A 17,696-nucleotide genomic window follows, 5' to 3' on the forward strand; every position below is an offset into this window, starting at 1 on the left:
TCCTAATAGCGGATACGCGGGTCGAAGAACACGTAGCTCAGGTCGATCACGAGGTTGATGAGCACGTACGCGAGCGAGAAGAAAAGGATCACGCCCTGGATCGTCGGGAAATCGCGCGCCAGCACTGCGTCCACCGTCAGGCGCCCGAGGCCGGGAATCGCATACACCGACTCCGTCACGACCACACCGCCGATCAGCAGCGCGATGCCGATGCCGATCACCGTCACGATCGGCACCGCCGCATTCGTGAGCGCATGCCGCAGCAGCACCTTGCGCTCCGGCAGCCCCTTGGCGCGCGCGGTGCGCACGTAGTCCTCGCCGAGCGTTTCCAGCACCGAAGCGCGCGTCACGCGCGCGATGAGCGCGATGTAGATGATGCTCAGCGTGATCGCGGGCAGCACGAGGTGGTACAGCCACGGCCCAACGCCCTCGGCGACGCGCCGGTAGCCCTGCACCGGCAGCCACCCCAGCTTGAGCGACACCAGCCAGATCAGCAGGTACGCCAGCACGAACACCGGCACCGAGAACCCGAGCACCGAGAACCCCATGAGCGCGCGATCGAGCCAGCCGCCGAAGCGCCACGCCGCGAGCACGCCCAGCGGCACGGCCACCAACACCGCAATGACGATCGTGAGCGACGCGAGCGACAGCGTCGGCTCCAGCCGCTGGCCGATGAGGGTGGTGACCGGCGTCTTGTAGTAGTAGCTCTGGCCCAGGTCGCCGGTGAGCAGGTTGCCGAACCAGATGAAGAACTGCTCGGGCACCGACTTGTCCAGGCCCAGGCTCGTGCGGATCCGCGCGATCTGTTCTGTGCTGGCTGCGTCTCCCGCCAGCACCGCCGCCGGGTCGCCCGGCGTGAGCCGCAGCATCAGGAAGACGAACACCGACACGACCAGCAGGACCGGCACCGTGGCGAGCAGGCGCCGGCCGAGGAACTGGATCATGGCGGTGGCGGGCTCAGTTCGGCGCGGACTTCTTGAGGTTCCAGTAGATGTTGCCGTTGGTGACGAACCATCCGCTGATGTTCTTCGTCGCGGCCATCGGCTGGTCGTACTCGCCCAGGGGGGCGTGCGTGCCGATCTCGAAGGCGCGCGCATGCAGCTGGTCGGCCAGCTTCTTCTTGGTGGCCTCGTCGGTGGCGCGCATGAACTCGTTGCGGATCGCCTGCATCTTGTCGTCCAGCGCCCAGCCGAACCAGCCGCTCTTGTCGCCGCGCGTGTCCATCATCGGGTTGGAGATCGGGCTCCACACGTCGAAGGTCTGCCAGGCGGTCATGAACATGTGCCAGCCGCCCTTGTCCGGCGGGTCCTTCTTGGCGCGGCGGCCCACCAGCGTCTGCCAGTCCATGGCCTGCAGGTCCACCTTGAAGCCGGCCTGCCGCAACAGCTGCGCGCCCACGTCGGGCAGCTTCTGGATCGAGGCCAGGTCCGTGGGTTTCATCAGCACGATGGGCGTGCCGTCGTAGCCGCTGGCCTTGAGCAGGTCCTGCGCCTTCTTCATGTTGCTCTTGAACTGGATGTCGCTGCCCGCGGTGCTGCCGTACGGCGTGCCGCAGATGAACATGCTCGCGCACGGGCGGTACAGCGCCTTCACGCCCACCTGCGCCTTCAGGAACGGCTCCTGCGTGAGCGCGGCCAGCGCCGCCTGCCGCACCTTCGCGTTGTCGAAGGGCTTGTGCAGGTGGTTGAAGCGCGCGATGTACTGCAGCCCGCGGGTGGCGTACGAGGGCACCTGCAGCGTCGGGTCCGACTTGACCGCGTCGTAGAAGTCGAAGGGCAGCGCCTCGATGATGTCCACCTCGCCCTTCTTGAGCGCGCTCACCTGCGCCTGCGCGTCGCGCAGCGCGAGGTTCCACTCGACGCGGTCGACGTACACGTGCTTGCCGCCCGTGGTGCCCGACGGCGGCTCGCTGCGCGGCACGTACCTCGGGTTCTTGACGTACACGGCCTTGTCGCCGGGCTTGAACTCGTCCTTCCTGAAGATGAAGGGGCCGGAGCCGATGTGCTCCTCGATCTGCTTGAAGGCATCGGTCTCCGCGATGCGCTTGGGCATGATGAAGGGCACGTTGGAGCTGGGCTTGCCCAGCGCCTCCAGCATGAAGCCGTTGGCCTCGTTGAGGAAGATGCGGAAGGTGTCCGGCGTCGGCGAGTCCATGCGCAGCACGAACTGCATCAGCGCGGAGCCCATCGCGTCGCGCTTGCCCCAGCGCTGCAGGCTGGCAATGACGTCTTCGCCGGTCACCGGCTTGCCGTCGTGGAACTCCAGGCCCTTGCGCAGCTTGAAGGTCCACAGGCGCTTGTCGGGGCTCTCGGTCCAGGTCTCGACCATCTGCGGCTTGACCTTCGCTTCCGCGTCCGTGCCGAACAGCGTGTCGTAGATCATATAGCCGTGGTTGCGGCTCATGTACGCGGTGGTCCAGATGGGGTCGAGGATGGCGAGGTTGGAGTGCGGCACGATCCGCAACACGTTCGCCTGGGCCCAGGCCGCTCCGGCGCCGAGCAGGGAGGCGGCCACGGCCGCCGAGAGGAAGAAGCTGCGACGAGACTTAGTCATCAGGTACTCCTTTCGTCGGCTCATTCTGCGCGGGCAGCCACGCCCGCCACTCCGGGGAAACCCGCTGGCGCGGCGGCGTTGGTGCTACAACAGGGTGCAAATGCTGGACCTTCTCATCACCCATGCGGCGCTCCCGGACGGGCGCCGCGACATCTCGGTTGCCGTGCAGGGCGGCCGCATCGTCGAGGTCGCGCCCGGCCTGGCCGCGCCCGCGCACGAGACGCTGGACGCCGGCGGCCGGCTGCTCGCGCCGCCCTTCTGCGACCCGCACTTCCACATGGACAGCGTGCTCACGTACGGCAACCCGCGGGTGAACGAGAGCGGGACGCTGCTGGAGGGCATCGCGCTATGGGGCGAGCTCAAGCCGTCGCTGAAGCACGAGGACATCTTGCAGCGCGCCCTGCGGTATTGCGAGATGGCCGTCGCCAAGGGCCTGCTCGCGATCCGCAGCCACGTGGACACGAGCGATCCTTCCCTGCTGGCGGTGGACGCCCTGCTCGAGGTGAAGCGCAAGGTGGCGGCCGTCATCGACCTGCAGCTCGTTGCCTTCCCGCAGGACGGTGTGCTGCGCTCCCCGGGCGGCGCGGAGAACCTCGAGCGCGCACTCGACAAGGGCGTGGACATCGTCGGCGGCATCCCGCACTTCGAGCGCACGATGGCCGAAGGCGCCGCGAGCGTGAAGCTGCTGTGCGAAATCGCCGCCGAGCGCGGCAAGCTGGTCGACATGCACTGCGACGAGACCGACGACCCGATGTCGCGGCACATCGAGACGCTGGCTTTCGAGGCGCAGCGGCTCGGGCTGCAGGGGCGCGTGACTGGCAGCCACTGCACCTCCATGCACAGCATGGACAACTACTACGTGAGCAAGCTGCTGCCGCTGATTGCGGAAAGCGGCGTGTCGGTGATCGCCAATCCGCTGATCAACATCACGCTGCAGGGGCGGCACGACACGTACCCGAAGCGGCGCGGGATGACGCGTGTGCCGGAGCTGATGAATGCAGGCGTGACGGTCGCATTCGGCCATGACTGCGTGATGGACCCGTGGTATGCAATGGGGTCGGGCGACATGCTGGACGTGGCGCACATGGGGCTGCATGTGGCGCAGATGACGAGCGTGAAGGGCATCCGCGCCTGCTTCGACGCGGTGACGGTGAATGCCGCGAAGGTGATGCATCTCGACGGCTACGGCATCGCGCCGGGCCGCGAGGCGAGCTTCGTGCTGCTGCAGGCCGATGACGTCGTGGAGGCCATCCGGCTGCGCCCGACTCGGCTCAAGGTGTGGAAGCGCGGCCAGTTGGTCGCCGAAACACCCGAATCGTCCGCGCGCCTCCACGTGTCATTGCGGGCTTGACCCGCAATCCATGCCGGCGTGTCGTCACGCAACCATGGATGCCGGGTCAAGAATGGAATGGACGCCTCCTGCCGGGTGAACTCGGCTGCCGAGGCCCGGAGGGGGAACCTCCGGGCTTACGGCATCAAAGTGCCCAAGGCAGGAAGATCACTCTTCCTGAAACAGGCCGGAGGTTCCGCCATGGATGCTACTGCGTTGACTCCCGTCGGGCTAGATGTCGCCAAGAACGTGTTCCAGCTGCACTGGGTGGAGCCGGCCACGGGTGAGGTTCGCAACGTTCGGATCAAGCGCGCGAAGCTGCTGGAGCACTTTGCCAACCGCGGCTGCTGCCTGGTGGCGATGGAGGCATGCGGCGGCGCGCAGTACTGGGCGCGTGAGCTGATCGGGCTTGGCCACCAAGTCAAGCTGTTGCCAGCGAAGGCCGTCAAGGCGTTCGTGACGGGCAACAAGAGCGATGCGATCGACGCGCGAGCCATCTGGATGGCGCTGCGTCAGGGGCAGATCAAACCAGTCGCCATCAAGAGCGAAGCGCAGCAGGCGGTGCTGGCTCTGCACCGCATGAGGCAGCAGCTGGTGAAGGTGCGCACGATGCAGATCAACGAGCTGCGCGGGCTGCTGACCGAGTACGGTGAGGTGTTCGCTCGTGGCCGTGCACCTCTGGCGCGCGGCATAGCCGCAGCCCTGGAGCGGCTGACCGCGCGGCTTCCCCAGGTGGTACTGGACACGCTGCTGCAGCAATGGCAGCGCGTGGGCCAGCTGGACGAGCAGATCGGGCAGATCGAGCGGCGCCTGCAGTCGCTCTACCGCCAGGATGCGGCGGCGCAGCGAATCGCAAGGATTCCCGGCATCGGGCTACTGACGGCCACGGCTGCCAGCGCTGCGATGGGCCAAGCCAGTGCGTTCCGCTCAGGCCGTGAGTTCGCCGCGTGGCTGGGCTTGGTGCCGGCACACACCGGCACCGGCGGCAAGACCCGCATGCTGGGCATCAGCAAACGTGGCGACACGTACTTGCGCACGCTGTTCATCCACGGTGCTCGCAGTGTCGTCACCCATACCAAACACCCCGACGACTGGCTGCGCGAGCTGTTGGCGCGCCGGCCCCGCAACGTAGCGGTGGTGGCCGTAGCCAACAAGATGGCCCGCACGGCTTGGGCGCTGCTGCGATACGAGCGCGACTGGCAGCCAGGCTGGCCGAGCCAGCGCGCATAGACCCTCACTTCATCGCACCGAGAAAGGAGGTCCTCACGGGTTGCAACGGGAACCATGATCGATGGCAAATGGCAGAAGCCGTGGCTTGCCAAACCTGAATGCCGGGCAGGGCATCAACAGTCCTCGTCAAGAATGAGGTGCAAGCCAGCGAACATCCATCGGGGCCAGCGACCGCTCAGCGCGCTCGCACCACAGGCCGGATATAGATCTGCAACTTCGCCCCCAGGCGCCGTCAGTCAACTACCCCCGCTTGAAAACCCGCAGGCGTCCATATAGCCCGGCATGACGGCGTTCGCACCTCATCGATACGCGATCCAGACCTTCGTGGCGTCGTCCGCGCGCGACATGTTCATCCGCACCTCGAACCGGTCCGCGCGATACCAACCCAGCATGTACTGCAGCGGCGCCCCAGCATCGCCCCTGATCACGCGCGCCAGCTTGAGCACCGGCGCGTCCAGCGCGATCCCCAGCGCCTGCGCCACCTCATAAGGCACGCGCTCGCTCGAGACCACCTGCTCCGCGACGCGGATCGCGAAGCCATGGTCCTCCAGCAGTTGCACGAAGGCCTTGCGCTCCAGCGCGGCGCGGCTGAGCGCATGCGCGATGGCAGGGGCGACGAATGCTTCCGTGTACGTGAGCGTGCCGGCGGCGTCCGAACGAAGCCGCACCACGCGCAGCACCTTGGTACCGGGCGCCACGGCCAGGGCATCGGCAACGACGGGTGTCGCGTCGACATGCCGGTAGAACAGCACCTTGCGCTTGTCGCGCCGCCCGCGGTCGAGAAAGCTGTCCACGTGCTCGCGCAGCAACCGCCTCGGCTTGCCGGCCGCGGTGGCGGCGAGCGTGCCGCGCCGCTCGCTGCGGATGACCAGGCCCTGGTCCTCCAGCCGCTTGAGCGCGCTGCGGATCGTCACGCGCGCCGCGCCGAACTCGGCCGCCAGCACGCGCTCGCCCGGCAGCCCCTCGGCGCCGTAGTGGCCGTCGCGGATGCGCGACGCCAGCGTCATCTCGATCACGTGGTAGCGGGCCACCGGCTTGCCGTGCGGCATCAGGGTTTTCCTTGGTCTCTCTTGGTCTGAGTGATAGGACCAGTGGTTCCATTGTAGGCAGGGGTGGCCGACACCAGAATCTCCGGCATGGACAGACTGCGCAACACCATCAACATCCTCGTGCCCACGGGCGCGGTGGGCATCGGCGTGAGCGAGAAAGAGGTCGCGGCCGGCATCGCCGCCGGCGCGCACGCGATCGCCTGCGACGCGGGCTCCACCGACAGCGGCCCGGCCTACCTCGCCACCGGCGTGGCGAAGTACTCGCGCGACGCGGTGAAGCACGACCTCGCGATCATGATGCGCGCACAGGCGAAGGCGAAGATTCCGCTGCTCATCGGCTCCTGCGGCACGTCGGGCTGCGACGCCGCGCTGGACTGGACGCGGGACATCGCGCTGGAGATCGCGCGCGAGGAAGGCCTGCACCCGAAGATCGCCCTGCTCTACGCCGAGCAGCCGGCGCAGCTGATGGCGCAGCGCGCCCGCGAAGGCAGGATCAAGCCACTGGCGCCCTTCAACACCGCGAACCCGGAAGACTTCACGGCCTGCGACCACATCGTCGCGCTGATGGGTCCGGAGCCCTTCATCGCGGCGCTCGAACAAGGCGCGAACATCGTGCTCGGCGGCCGCGCATCCGACTCCGCCGTGCTCGCCGCCTTCCCGGTCATGAAGGGCGCGGGCGCCGGGCCTTCGTGGCACGCGGCAAAGGTGGCCGAGTGCGGGTCGCTCTGCACGACCACGCCGCGCGCCGGCGGCGTGATGGTGCGCATCGGCCAGAACGCATTCGAGATCGAGCCGCTGACGCCCGGCAACCGCTGCACGCCGCGCACCGTGTCAGCCCACCTGCTGTACGAGAACAACGACCCGTTCGAGCTGGTCGAACCCGGCGGCATCGTCGACGTGACCCACGCGACTTACGAGCCCGTCGACGACGCCATCGTGCGCGTCAACGGTTCGCAGTTCCGCCCCACGCCGTACACGATGAAGCTCGAAGGCGCAGCCGGCAGCGGCTACCAGACCATCATGCTCGTCGGCATCCAGGACCGCGCGGTGCTCGCCGAGATCGACCGCTTCGTGCACAAGATGCAAGAGGTGCTCACGGCCCGCGTGCGCCAGACCATGGGCGAGCGGGCCGGCAACTTCGACATCTCCATCCGCCCCTACGGCTGGAACGCCGTGACCGGCGCGCCGGTGCCCGCCGGCAGCGCGCCGCCGCGCGAGGTGGGCCTGCTCTTCGTCGCCACCGCGGCCACGCAGCAGGTCGCCACGCAGATCGCCAAGACATGCAACCCGTGGTTCTTCCACCTGCCGCTCAACGAGGAGCGCGAGCTGCCGAGCTACGCCTTCCCCTTCTCGCCGGCCGAGATCGAGCGTGGCCAGGTATTCGACTTCAAGCTCAACCACGTCGTGCAGGTGGCCGACGGCCACGAGCTCGTGCGGACCGTGTTCGTGCAGGCGTAAGGAGACGAAGATGCCCAAGCTCACCGACGTCTGCCGACACATCCGCTCCAAGAACGCGGGGCCGTTCTGGATCACCGTGGACCTGGAGTTCCGCGACCGCGCCGCGTACGACGCGTACGCGCATTCGCAAGCCTTGCAACCCGCCGCCATCGCCGCTGTCTTCGGCGTCGACTCGGCGCTGGTGCAGCACCACCCTGTCCCCGACCTGCTGGTGCTGAAAGTGTCCTACCCGCGCCAGCGGCCGCAAGGCGGCCTGCTGGAGCGCGACATGCACGGCGGGCAGCAGTACGTCCGCCTGCTGGACCTGGAAGTCTGAAGTTCCGAAGTACGAAAAAGGAGACAACATGCAGTTCACCCGTCGCACCCTCACCCTCGCCCTCTCGCTCGCCACCTGCGCTGCCGCCCTCGGCATCGCCGCGCCCGCCTTCGCACAATCGAAGTACCCGGCCAAGCCCGTGAAGTTCGTCGTGCCGTTCGCCCCCGGCGGCGGCTCGGACACCTTCTCGCGCCTCGTCGCGCAGAAGCTCACCGAGCAGCACGGCTACACCGTCGTCATCGACAACAAGCCGGGCGCGGGCGGCAACCTCGGGGCCGAAGCCGCGCTGCGCGAGCCGGCGGACGGCTACACCTTCCTCGTCATCTCCGGCAGCTACGCGGGCAACGCCATCGTCAACAAGCCCTCGTTCGACCCCATCGGCGCCATCGTGCCGGTGGTGCAGTTCACGCGCGAGGCGATGGTGCTGGCCGTGGGCCCGAACACGCCGTACAAGACGCTGCAGGAGTTCATCGCCGATGCGAAGAAGGACCCGAGCAAGATCTCCTACGGCTCGTCCGGCACCGCGGGCCTCGCGCACCTGGCCACCGAGTACTTCAACTACCAGGCCGGCATCCAGATCACGCACGTGCCGTACAAGGGCACGGGCGCCGCGCTGGTGGACCTCGCGGGCGGCCAGATCCAGATGATGCTGGGCGGCACGAGCTCCTTCGCCTCGCTCGCCAAGTCCGGCAAGGTGCGCATGCTGGCCGTGGGTGCGCCGCAGCGGCTCGCGTCGTTCCCCAACCTGCCGACGTTTGCCGAGCAGGGCCTGCCGAACTACCGCGCGGACCTTTGGCACGGCCTCGTCGCCGCCAAGGGCACGCCGCCGGAGATCATCGCCAAGGTCAACGCCGACATCAACGCGGTGCTGAAGTCGCCCGAGATGCAGGCGCGCTTCGCGCAGGACGACGTGGGCGTCGCGGGTGGCACGCCGCAGCAGTTCGCCGAGACGATCAAGGAAGACATGGAGCGGTGGCGCAACGTGATCAAGCAGGCCAACATCAAGATCAACTGATGTCTTCTGTCGAGAGACGTCCGCAGCAGGCCTTCCTGCAGCCGGTGGGCACGACCGGGTTGCGCGGCTACAGCCTCGCGGCGGCCGCGGGCGGCGAGGCGGCCGTCGCGCGGCTGCCGTATTGCCTGCGCGTACTCGCCGAGAACGTGCTGCGCCACATCGGCACCAACGGCGTCACGCAGGACGACTTCGCGCGGCTGGTGAACTGGTCGCCCGCGCAGGCGGAAGCGGTCGAGGTGCCCTTCCACCCCGCGCGCGTGCTGATGCAGGACTACACCGGCATCCCGTCGCTCGTGGACCTGGCGATGCTGCGCGACGGCATGCGCGATGCGAGCGGCGACCCCACGCGCGTGAACCCGCGCATCCCCGTGGACCTCGTCATTGACCATTCACTGATCGTCGATGCGGCCGGCTCGGCGGATGCGGAGCGCATCAACATGGCGCGCGAGTTCGAGCGCAATGCCGAGCGCTTCGCGCTGGCGAAGTGGGCGCAGCAGGCCTTCCCCAACCTGCGCGTGGTGCCGCCCGGGCGCGGCATCCTGCACCAGGTGAACGTGGAGCACATCGCGCAGGTGGTGCGGGCCGAAGACGGCATCGCCTTCCCCGACACGATGGTCGGCACCGACAGCCACAGCACGATGGTCAACGGGCTGGGCGTCCTGGGCTGGGGCGTCGGCGGCATCGAGGCCGAGGCGGCGATGATGGGCCTGCCGCTCGTGACAGCCGTGAAGCGCGTGGTGGGCGTGAAGCTCACCGGTGCGCTGCGCGAAGGCGTGACGGCGACGGACCTGGTGCTCACGCTCACGCAGTTGCTGCGCAAGGCGGGGGTTGTGGATGCGCTGGTCGAGTTCTTCGGCCCCGCGCTCGACACGCTCGGCGTTGCGGATCGCGCGACCCTGGCGAACATGGCGCCCGAGTACGGGTCGAACTGCGCGCTGTACCCCGTCGACGCGCTCACCATCGAGTACCTGAGGCTCACCGGCCGCGAGGCGCAGCGGGTCGAGGCGTATGCGCGCTTCCAGGGCTTGTGGCGCGACGCGTCGACGCCGGAGCCGCTTTACACCGACGTCGTGCAGCTGCACCTGGCGGAAGTCGTCCCCAGCGTTGCAGGTCCTCGCAAGCCGCATGAGTTGCGCGCCCTGGACACTGTCGCTGCACTGCATGCCTCCGGTGCCGGTGCTGCAGCCGGAGCGGCTCGCGTGCCCGGCGCTTTCGACGCAACGCGACGCGTCGATGCCGTATCCGACGGCGCCGTCGTCATCGCCGCCATCACGAGCTGCACGAACACGTCGAACCCATCCGTCATGCTCGCCGCGGGCTTGCTGGCCCGCAATGCGGTCGCGCGCGGCCTGCGGACGCGGCCGTGGGTGAAGACCTCGCTCACGCCGGGCTCGCGCGCGGTCGGCGAGTACCTGCGCGCGGCGGGTCTGCAGGACGCGCTCGATGCCCTGGGTTTCAACATCGCCGGCTACGGCTGCGCCACCTGCGGCGGCAACTCAGGCGAACTCGCCCACGATGTCGAGGCCGCGATCCGCGCGCAGGACCTTGCCGTGTGCTCGGTGCTTTCGGGCAACCGCAACTTCGAAGCCCGCGTGCACCAGCTCGTCAAGGGCAACTACCTCATGTCGCCGCCGCTCGTGGTGGCGTACGCGCTGGCGGGCCACATGGGCGTGGACCTCACGCGAGAACCGCTGGGCACGGACCGCGACGGCAAGCCGGTGATGCTGCGCGAACTCTGGCCTTCCGACGACGAGGTGCAGCAGGCCGTGCAGCGCTTCGTCGGCCGCGAAGTGTTCGAGCGCGGGTACCGCAACCTGTTCGAAGGCGCGGAATCGTGGCAGCAGCTGCGCGTGGCCGGCAGTGAACTCTTCCCTTGGGACGCCCGCAGCACCTACATCCGCAAGCCGCCGTACCTCGACGCGGACCTCGCAAAGGGCAGCGGCCCGATCGAGGGCGCCCGCGCCCTGCTCGTGCTGGGCGACGGCATAACGACGGACCACATCTCGCCCGCGGCGGCCATCGCGCCGCAATCGCCGGCCGCGCAGTACCTGCGCTCGCATGGCGTGAAGGATGAGGACTTCAACGCGTACGGCTCGCGCCGCTCCAACCACGAAGTGATGGTGCGCGGCGCCTTCGCCAACATCCGCCTGCGCAACGAGCTGGTGGACCGCGAAGGCGGCTGCACGCGCATCGCGGGCACGAGCGAAGTGACCACGGTCTACGAAGCCGCCGAACGTTATCGCGAGCAAGGCACACCGCTCGTGATCGTCGCCGGCAAGGACTACGGAGCGGGCTCCTCGCGCGACTGGGCGGCGAAGGGCACGCGCCTGCTGGGCGTGAAAGCCGTGATCGCCGAGGGCTTCGAGCGCATCCACCGCTCCAACCTCGCGAACATGGGCGTGCTGCCGCTGCAGTTCATGGGCGGGCAGACGCGCAAGACGCTCGGGCTCGACGGCAGCGAGCAGTACTTCATCGACACGGCTTTGGCCGCACCGGGCGCGACGATGCAAGTGACGATCCGCCGCAGCAGCGGCACGACCATCACCATCGATTGCCGCTGCCGCCTCGACACGGCGAGCGAAGTCGAAGTCTGGCGCGCCGGCGGAATGATGCCCTTCGTGCACAACCGCCTTTCCGTCATTCCCGCGCAGGCGGGAATCCAAAGCGTTCAACGCCTTGGATCCCCGCCTCCGCGGGGATGACGCGCCGCAAGGAGACCGACCGAACCATGCAAAGACGCACCTTCCTGGCCGCCGCGGCCGCCACTTCGTCGTGGGCGGCACTCGCGCAATCGGCCTTCCCCAACCGCCCCCTCACCTTCGTCGTGCCCTTCGCGGCCGGCGGCGGCGGCGACGTGGTGGCGCGCATGCTCGCCAAGGAGCTGGGCGACCGCATCAAGCAGCCCATCGTGGTGGAGAACCGCGTCGGCGCCGGCGGCAACATCGGCTCGGCCTACGTCCTGAAGTCGAAGCCCGACGGCTACACGCTGCTCAACATGTCGAGCACCTACCCGATCCAGGCCGCGCTCACCAAAGTCCCGTTCGACCCGATCGGCGACATGCAGCCGATCATCATGGTGTCGCGCGACCCGGCGGTCGTGGTTGTCAACACGAATTCGCCGCTGAAGAACGCGAAGGACCTCGCACAGGCCGCCAAGGACAAGCCCGGCAAGCTGTCGTACGGCTCCGCGGGCGTGGGCTCCATCGCGCACGTCGGCATGGAGGAGCTCGCGTTCAACATGGGCGTGCAGATGACGCACGTGCCGTACAAGGGCTCGTCGCAAGCCTTCAACGACGTGATGTCGGGGCAGGTGGACATGATGCTCACCAGCGCCACCTACGCCTCGCCCTTCATCCGTTCCGGCCGCGTGCGCGCGCTGGGCGTCGCGAGCGCGCAGCGCATGGCGTCGATGCCGGACGTGCCCACCTTCGCCGAACAGGGCTGGCCCGACTACCTGCTGGTGGACTGGAAAGCCGTTGCGGCACCGAAAGGCGTGCCGCCGGAGGTCGTCGCCTTCCTCAACCGCGAACTCAACGAAGTGCTCCGCTCGCGCAACGTCAGCGAGAAGTTCACGGCCGAGGGCACCACCGCCGTGGGCGGCACGCCCGAACAGATGATGGACATCGTGCGCTCCGACGTGGAGCGCTGGCGCGCCCTTGCCAAGCGCGCGAACCTCAAGATCGAATGAACATGAGCGAAGACAACCTCAACCAGCGCATGCGCCGCATGCTCAAGCCCGGCGCGGGCCTGATGATGGCCGGTGCCGGCAACGCGCTGGCCGCCCGCTTCATCGAAGCCGCCGGCTTCCCGCTGATGATGGTCAGCGGCGCCGCCGTCGCCAACAACTACCTCGGCATGCCGGACATCGGCCTCGTCTCGGTGACGGAGCTCGCCGACCACGTGCGCGCGATCCGCGAAGTGGTGAACATCCCCATCCTCGCCGACGCCGACACGGGCTTCGGCAACGCGCTCAACACGCGCCGCACGGTGCAACTGCTGGAGCGCGCCGGCACCAACGCGATCATGCTGGAGGACCAGACCTATCCGAAGCGCTGCGGCCACTTCGACGGCAAGGACGTGATCGGCAAGGACGAGATGGTCGCCAAGCTGAAGGCCGCGGTGGATGCGCGCGTGGACCCGGACCTGATGATCCTCGCGCGCACCGATGCGCGCGCCGTCGAAGGCTTCGAAGCCGCTCTGGACCGCGCGCGTGCGTACCAGGAGGCCGGCGCGGACTTCCTCTTCATCGAGGCGCCGCTGAACGAGCAGGAACTGCTGTCGATCCCGAAGGCGGTCCCCGGCATCCACTTGTGCAACATGGTGATCGGCGGCAAGACGCCACTGCTGCCGCGCGAGCAGCTCGCCGAGGCGGGCTATGCCTGCATCTGCTACGCCAACGCGGCGCTGCAGGCGTCGATGCTCGCGATGCAGCAGGTGCTGGGGCGATTGAACGAACAGGGCTCCATCGCCGGCCTCGAGAACCAGCTCATGATGTTCGCCGACCGCCAGAAGGTGCTGGACGCGGCGAAGTACCGCGAGCTGGAGCAGCGGTACAAATCATGAGGACCTTCCTCGACAAGGTCTGGGATGACCACGTCGTCTGCCGCCTCGGCGACGGCATGGACCTGCTGCAGGTCGACCGGCTCGTGCTGCACGAGCTCTCCGGCAGCCAGGTGGTGACGGCGCTGCGCAAGGCGGGCCGCGTGCCGGCCAGCAAGCAGCAGGTGTTCACGATCATCGAGCACCTCATCTCCACCTACCCGGGCCGCGGCCCCACCGACTCGGCCTCGAAGAGCGGGCCCGTGATGATCCAGGCGACGCGCGATGCGTCGCGCGACTGGGGCCTGAACTTCATCGACTACGACGACCCGCGCCAGGGCATCGCACACGTCGTCGCGCCCGAGCGCGCCATCGCCTTCCCGGGCGCGACGCTCGTCTGCTGCGACAGCCACACGAGCACGGTGGGCGGCGTGGGTGCGCTGGCATGGGGCATCGGCGCGAGCGAGGCCGAGCACGTGCTGGCGACGCAGGCGCTGGCGCAATCGAAACCGAAATCGATGCGCGTCAATTTCAATGGCAAGCTGGCGCCGGGTGTGACGGCCAAGGACATGGTCCTGGCCCTGATCGGGCAAGTCGGTGCGCAAGGCGGCATCGGCTACGCCGCCGAGTACGCGGGTCCTGCCGTGGCCAGCCTGCCCATCGAAGGCCGTATGACCCTGTGCAACATGTCGGTCGAGTTCTCGGCCAAGTACGGTTTCGTGCCGCCGGACGAAAGCACGATCGAGTACCTGCACGGCCGCGAGTTCGCGCCCAAGGGCGAAGCGTGGGACCGTGCTGCCGCTTACTGGCGCAACTTGCGCACCGACGAAGGCGCGGCATTCGACCTCGAGGTGGACGTCGATTGCAACGCGCTCGTTCCGCAGGTCACGTGGGGCACGAGCCCGCAGCAGGTCGTGGCGATCGACGCGCGCGTGCCGCTGCCCGAGGACACGGGCGATACCGAGGCGCGCGCACTCGCCATCAAGGCGCTCGACTACATGCAGCTCGCGCCCGGCACGCCGCTCGCGGGCATCCCCATCGACGTGGCGTACATCGGCTCGTGCACCAATGCGCGCCTGTCCGATCTGCGCGCTGCCGCCGCCGTCCTGAAAGGCCGCAAGGTCAAGCCCGGCGTGCAGGCGGTGTGCGTGCCCGGCTCCACCACCGTCAAGCGCGATGCGGAAGCCGAGGGGCTCGACCGCATCTTCAAGGACGCGGGCTTCGAGTGGCACGAATCGGGCTGCGGCTTCTGCAGCGACATCGGCGAAGGCCGCTTCGCGGGGCGGCGCGTGATCAGCACCACCAACCGCAATTTCGAAGGCCGGCAAGGCCCGAAGGCGCGCACGCACCTTGCGAGCCCCGCGACGGTGGCCGCATCGGCGGTCGCGGGCTGCATTGCGGACGCGCGGAGGCTCGCCTGATGGAAGCGCTTCGCACAGTCACCGGTGTGGCGGCCCCGCTGCTGCGCATCAACATCGACACGGACCAGATCATCCCGACGCTGTTCCTCGGCGGCACGGACGCGAAAGGCTACGGCGCGCACCTCTTCCACGGCTGGCGCTTCCTGGCCGACGGCTCGCCCAACCCCGAGTTCGTGCTGAACCAGCCGCCTTACGACCAGGCGCAGGTGCTGCTGGCCGACCGCAACTTCGGCTGCGGCAGCTCGCGCGAGCGCGCGCCCAAGGCGCTGCGCGAGTTCGGCTTCCGCGCGATCATCGCGCCTTCGTTCGGCGGAATCTTCTTCAACAACTGCTTCCGCAACGGCATCGTGCCGGTGGAGCTGCCGATCGAGAACGTTCGGCACCTTGCGTCGTTGGGCGGGGCGCAGGTCACCGTGGACCTCGAGCAGCAGGTTGTGATTGCCGCAGACGGCTCGCGCTTCGCGTTCAAGTCGCCGGAAACACTGCGACAGATGCTGCTGGCTGGTGTCGACGAGATACAGCTGACGCTCGAGCGCGGCGCGGAACTGGGGGCGTTCCGGGACCGGGACAGGGCCAAGCGCCCCTGGGCTTACTGACACATGCCATGATCCCGCCATGCGCTTCATCCTCCCCGCCCTCGCCGCCGTCGTCGTCGGCTGCGCGACGCCCCTGACTCCGCCCGTCACGACCACGAGCGGCCTCACGTACCAATCACTGAAGGAAGGCTCCGGCCCATCGCCCACCGCCGCCGACACCGTGCGCGTGCACTACCGCGGCACCTTCACCGATGGCCGCGAATTCGACAGCTCGTACAAGCGCGGCGAACCCGCGGAGTTCCCGCTCGGCCGCGTCATCAAGTGCTGGACCGAAGGCGTGGCGATGATGAAGCCGGGCGGCAAGGCGCGCCTGACCTGCCCGCCGGCCATCGCATATGGCGAAGCGGGCAAGGGCCCGATCCCGCCGAACAGCACGCTGCTGTTCGAGGTGGAGCTGCTCGGCGTGACGCGCTGATCAGCGCGCCTTGCGCGTGCGGTGGGGCTTGAGCGGGCCGTTGGCCTTGCGGAACAGCGCCAGCAGCAGCACCATACCGCCGCCGCACACCGCCGCCAAGCCCATGGCCAGGCCGTTGAAGCCGTCCGTGACCGCGGGCAGCCTCAGTGCGTTGTAGAGGAGTTCGCCGCCGAGGAAGGCGCCGAAGATGCCGACTGCGATGTCTTCGATGCGGCTGCCGTGGGTGGCGTTGCCGGCCAGCGTTCCCGCCAGCCAGCCCATGGCCGCGCCAAGCACGGCCCAGAGGTAGGGGTTGATAGAAGCTTTCGTGACCCGTGCGGCGCACGGGTATTCCGACTGTGACAGGTTCCTGCCGCCGCGCTGCACTATATTTTTCGGATGACGAGTACCGAAGCGCTACCGGCGGCGGCTGCAACGCAAACACGCGAATACCGCATGCTGCACGGGCCGGTGCTGCCGGTGCTGTCGCGGCTTGCGCTCCCCAACATTCTCGCGATGGTCGCGGCAGCGGCCACGGGCATCGCGGAGACGATGTACGTGGGCCTGCTCGGGCGCGACGAACTCGCCGCGATGGCGCTCGTGTTCCCGCTGACGATGCTGATGCAGACGTTCTCGGCGGGGGCGATGGGTGGCGGGGTGTCCTCGTCCATCGCGCGTGCCTTGGGTGGCGGCCACCTCGATGCGGCGCAAGGCCTCGCGCGGCACGCAGTCGTCATCGCACTCGCGGCCGGGATGATCTTCGCGCTGCTGTTCGTCGGCTTCGGCGACCCGCTGTACCGCTTGCTCGGCGCGCGCGGCGAAGTGCTGGCGCAGGCGCACCGCTACGCGAACGTGCTGTTCCCGTGCATCGTGACGGTGTGGCTCGGCAACACGCTGATCTCCGTGATTCGCGGCACGGGCAACATGCACGTGCCCTCGGCGACCATCCTTGTCGTTTCCGTCCTGCAGATCGCGCTCGGCGCCGTACTCAGCATGGGGCTGCTCGGTGTGCCGAAGCTGGGCATGGCCGGCGTGGCGCTCGGCCAAGTGCTCGCTTACGGGGCGGCCGCCGTGTGGTTGCTCGTGTACCTCACGGACCCACGCCGGCGCGTGAGCCTCTCGCGCTCCGGCTGGCAGCTCACCTGGCTGCGTTTCCGCGAGATCCTGCGAGTCGGCGGCCTCGCGCTGCTCTCTCCCCTGCAGATGGTGGTGACGGTGCTGGTGATGACGGGCTTCATTGCAAGGCTCGGCGTGGACGCGCTCGCGGGCTACGGCATCGGCGCGCGCCTCGAATTTCTTGCCATCCCGATTGCGTTCGGCGTGGGGGTCGCGTCGCTGCCGATGGTGGGCATGGCCATCGGCAAGGGCAATGTCGCCCGTGCCCGCGAGGTGGCGTGGGTGGGTGGTGCGCTGTCGGCGGGCATCGTCGGCGCCATCGGGCTCATCGTCGCGATCTGGCCTGCGCTTTGGTCGGCGATGTTCACCAGCAAGGCGGAAGTGCTGCACTATGCGGCGCTTTACCTGCGCAACGCGGGGCCGATGTACGTGTTCTTCGGGCTGGGCCTCACGCTCTACTTCGCGTCGCAAGGCGCGGGCAAGGTGCTCGGGCCGGTGCTCGCGGGGACCTTGCGTCTCGTCGTCATCTGCATTGGCGGTTGGCTGCTGACGGCGATGAATGCACCCGAGGGCTGGTACTTCGCGCTAGTGGGCGTCGGCATGGCGGCGCACGGCCTCGCGACCGCCGCGTCCGTCAAGGCGACCCGCTGGGGCACGTAGCGGACGCGCACAAGGCTGT

At 68.4% G+C, this 17,696-nt stretch carries 16 protein-coding genes; 12 read left to right on the top strand and 4 right to left on the bottom strand.

What is annotated here, in order from left to right; genetic code table 11:
* Positions 1-2: 2 nt before the first annotated feature.
* Together H8R02_RS08785 and H8R02_RS08790 are read right to left on the bottom strand one after the other, a co-directional pair.
* A complete protein-coding gene (locus H8R02_RS08785; RefSeq protein WP_187081006.1) occupies positions 3-944 on the bottom strand; it encodes an ABC transporter permease in 942 nt (313 codons plus the stop codon).
* Between the two features lie 13 nt (positions 945-957).
* On the bottom strand, positions 958-2,553 hold the full coding sequence (locus tag H8R02_RS08790) for an ABC transporter substrate-binding protein (protein ID WP_187081007.1): 1,596 nt from the start codon (positions 2,551-2,553) through the stop codon (positions 958-960).
* 100 nt (positions 2,554-2,653) lie between these two features.
* On the opposite strand from H8R02_RS08790, the gene H8R02_RS08795 reads away from it, so the two are divergent.
* The gene (locus H8R02_RS08795) at positions 2,654-3,904 is read left to right on the top strand and encodes an amidohydrolase family protein (RefSeq protein ID WP_187081008.1); all 1,251 of its coding nucleotides are present in this window, start codon (positions 2,654-2,656) and stop codon (positions 3,902-3,904) included.
* 180 nt (positions 3,905-4,084) lie between these two features.
* Positions 4,085-5,113, top strand: a complete 1,029-nt coding sequence (locus tag H8R02_RS08800; RefSeq protein ID WP_187081009.1) for an IS110 family RNA-guided transposase — start codon at positions 4,085-4,087, stop codon at positions 5,111-5,113.
* A gap of 299 nt (positions 5,114-5,412) precedes the next feature.
* Here H8R02_RS08800 and H8R02_RS08805 read toward each other — a convergent pair whose 3' ends face one another.
* Complete coding sequence (locus H8R02_RS08805; protein WP_187081010.1) at positions 5,413-6,162, bottom strand: GntR family transcriptional regulator; 750 nt, start codon at positions 6,160-6,162, stop codon at positions 5,413-5,415.
* An 87-nt stretch (positions 6,163-6,249) separates the two neighbouring features.
* On the opposite strand from H8R02_RS08805, the gene H8R02_RS08810 reads away from it, so the two are divergent.
* Genes H8R02_RS08810 through H8R02_RS08850 form a run of 9 tightly spaced genes read left to right on the top strand, consistent with a single transcriptional unit; the run spans position 6,250 to position 15,922 of the window.
* The gene (locus H8R02_RS08810) at positions 6,250-7,620 is read left to right on the top strand and encodes an acyclic terpene utilization AtuA family protein (protein ID WP_187081011.1); all 1,371 of its coding nucleotides are present in this window, start codon (positions 6,250-6,252) and stop codon (positions 7,618-7,620) included.
* Between the two features lie 10 nt (positions 7,621-7,630).
* Positions 7,631-7,936 carry a DUF4387 domain-containing protein gene (locus H8R02_RS08815; RefSeq protein ID WP_187081012.1) on the top strand — a complete coding sequence of 102 codons (306 nt, stop codon included), beginning with the start codon at positions 7,631-7,633 and terminating at the stop codon, positions 7,934-7,936.
* A 28-nt stretch (positions 7,937-7,964) separates the two neighbouring features.
* On the top strand, positions 7,965-8,951 hold the full coding sequence (locus H8R02_RS08820; RefSeq protein WP_187081013.1) for a Bug family tripartite tricarboxylate transporter substrate binding protein: 987 nt from the start codon (positions 7,965-7,967) through the stop codon (positions 8,949-8,951).
* A complete protein-coding gene (gene acnA / locus H8R02_RS08825; RefSeq protein ID WP_187081014.1) occupies positions 8,951-11,653 on the top strand; it encodes an aconitate hydratase AcnA in 2,703 nt (900 codons plus the stop codon). The genes H8R02_RS08820 and acnA overlap by 1 nt, the downstream gene beginning before the upstream one ends.
* 26 nt (positions 11,654-11,679) lie before the next feature.
* A complete protein-coding gene (locus tag H8R02_RS08830; protein ID WP_187081015.1) occupies positions 11,680-12,639 on the top strand; it encodes a Bug family tripartite tricarboxylate transporter substrate binding protein in 960 nt (319 codons plus the stop codon).
* 2 nt (positions 12,640-12,641) lie between these two features.
* Positions 12,642-13,514 carry an isocitrate lyase/PEP mutase family protein gene (locus tag H8R02_RS08835; protein ID WP_187081016.1) on the top strand — a complete coding sequence of 291 codons (873 nt, stop codon included), beginning with the start codon at positions 12,642-12,644 and terminating at the stop codon, positions 13,512-13,514.
* Positions 13,511-14,911 carry a 3-isopropylmalate dehydratase large subunit gene (locus H8R02_RS08840; protein WP_187081017.1) on the top strand — a complete coding sequence of 467 codons (1,401 nt, stop codon included), beginning with the start codon at positions 13,511-13,513 and terminating at the stop codon, positions 14,909-14,911. The genes H8R02_RS08835 and H8R02_RS08840 overlap by 4 nt, the downstream gene beginning before the upstream one ends.
* On the top strand, positions 14,911-15,507 hold the full coding sequence (leuD, locus tag H8R02_RS08845) for a 3-isopropylmalate dehydratase small subunit (RefSeq protein WP_187081018.1): 597 nt from the start codon (positions 14,911-14,913) through the stop codon (positions 15,505-15,507). Before H8R02_RS08840 ends, leuD begins: the two co-directional genes overlap by 1 nt.
* A 19-nt stretch (positions 15,508-15,526) precedes the next feature.
* A complete protein-coding gene (locus tag H8R02_RS08850; RefSeq protein WP_187081019.1) occupies positions 15,527-15,922 on the top strand; it encodes an FKBP-type peptidyl-prolyl cis-trans isomerase in 396 nt (131 codons plus the stop codon).
* Here H8R02_RS08850 and H8R02_RS08855 read toward each other — a convergent pair whose 3' ends face one another.
* Positions 15,923-16,198, bottom strand: coding sequence for a GlsB/YeaQ/YmgE family stress response membrane protein (locus H8R02_RS08855; protein WP_187081020.1), 276 nt, complete (start codon positions 16,196-16,198; stop codon positions 15,923-15,925).
* Between the two features lie 102 nt (positions 16,199-16,300).
* Here H8R02_RS08855 and H8R02_RS08860 point away from each other — a divergent pair, with 102 nt between their 5' ends.
* The gene (locus H8R02_RS08860; protein WP_222622401.1) at positions 16,301-17,677 is read left to right on the top strand and encodes an MATE family efflux transporter; all 1,377 of its coding nucleotides are present in this window, start codon (positions 16,301-16,303) and stop codon (positions 17,675-17,677) included.
* Positions 17,678-17,696 lie beyond the last annotated feature (19 nt).

This window comes from Ramlibacter albus (genome assembly GCF_014297445.1).
Lineage (GTDB): Bacteria > Pseudomonadota > Gammaproteobacteria > Burkholderiales > Burkholderiaceae_C > Ramlibacter > Ramlibacter albus.

Excerpts from the sequence above, each read along its gene's own strand:
- H8R02_RS08800 (WP_187081009.1), top strand. The coding sequence starts at position 4,085 with ATGGATGCTACTGCGTTGACTCCCGTCGGGCTAGATGTCGCCAAGAAC.
- H8R02_RS08810 (WP_187081011.1), top strand. The coding sequence starts at position 6,250 with ATGGACAGACTGCGCAACACCATCAACATCCTCGTGCCCACGGGCGCG.
- H8R02_RS08790 (WP_187081007.1), bottom strand. The coding sequence starts at position 2,553 with ATGACTAAGTCTCGTCGCAGCTTCTTCCTCTCGGCGGCCGTGGCCGCC.
- H8R02_RS08830 (WP_187081015.1), top strand. The coding sequence starts at position 11,680 with ATGCAAAGACGCACCTTCCTGGCCGCCGCGGCCGCCACTTCGTCGTGG.
- H8R02_RS08820 (WP_187081013.1), top strand. The coding sequence starts at position 7,965 with ATGCAGTTCACCCGTCGCACCCTCACCCTCGCCCTCTCGCTCGCCACC.
- H8R02_RS08785 (WP_187081006.1), bottom strand. The coding sequence starts at position 944 with ATGATCCAGTTCCTCGGCCGGCGCCTGCTCGCCACGGTGCCGGTCCTG.
- leuD (WP_187081018.1), top strand. The coding sequence starts at position 14,911 with ATGGAAGCGCTTCGCACAGTCACCGGTGTGGCGGCCCCGCTGCTGCGC.
- H8R02_RS08805 (WP_187081010.1), bottom strand. The coding sequence starts at position 6,162 with ATGCCGCACGGCAAGCCGGTGGCCCGCTACCACGTGATCGAGATGACG.
- H8R02_RS08840 (WP_187081017.1), top strand. The coding sequence starts at position 13,511 with ATGAGGACCTTCCTCGACAAGGTCTGGGATGACCACGTCGTCTGCCGC.
- H8R02_RS08795 (WP_187081008.1), top strand. The coding sequence starts at position 2,654 with ATGCTGGACCTTCTCATCACCCATGCGGCGCTCCCGGACGGGCGCCGC.
- H8R02_RS08835 (WP_187081016.1), top strand. The coding sequence starts at position 12,642 with ATGAGCGAAGACAACCTCAACCAGCGCATGCGCCGCATGCTCAAGCCC.
- H8R02_RS08815 (WP_187081012.1), top strand. The coding sequence starts at position 7,631 with ATGCCCAAGCTCACCGACGTCTGCCGACACATCCGCTCCAAGAACGCG.
- acnA (WP_187081014.1), top strand. The coding sequence starts at position 8,951 with ATGTCTTCTGTCGAGAGACGTCCGCAGCAGGCCTTCCTGCAGCCGGTG.
- H8R02_RS08850 (WP_187081019.1), top strand. The coding sequence starts at position 15,527 with ATGCGCTTCATCCTCCCCGCCCTCGCCGCCGTCGTCGTCGGCTGCGCG.
- H8R02_RS08860 (WP_222622401.1), top strand. The coding sequence starts at position 16,301 with ATGACGAGTACCGAAGCGCTACCGGCGGCGGCTGCAACGCAAACACGC.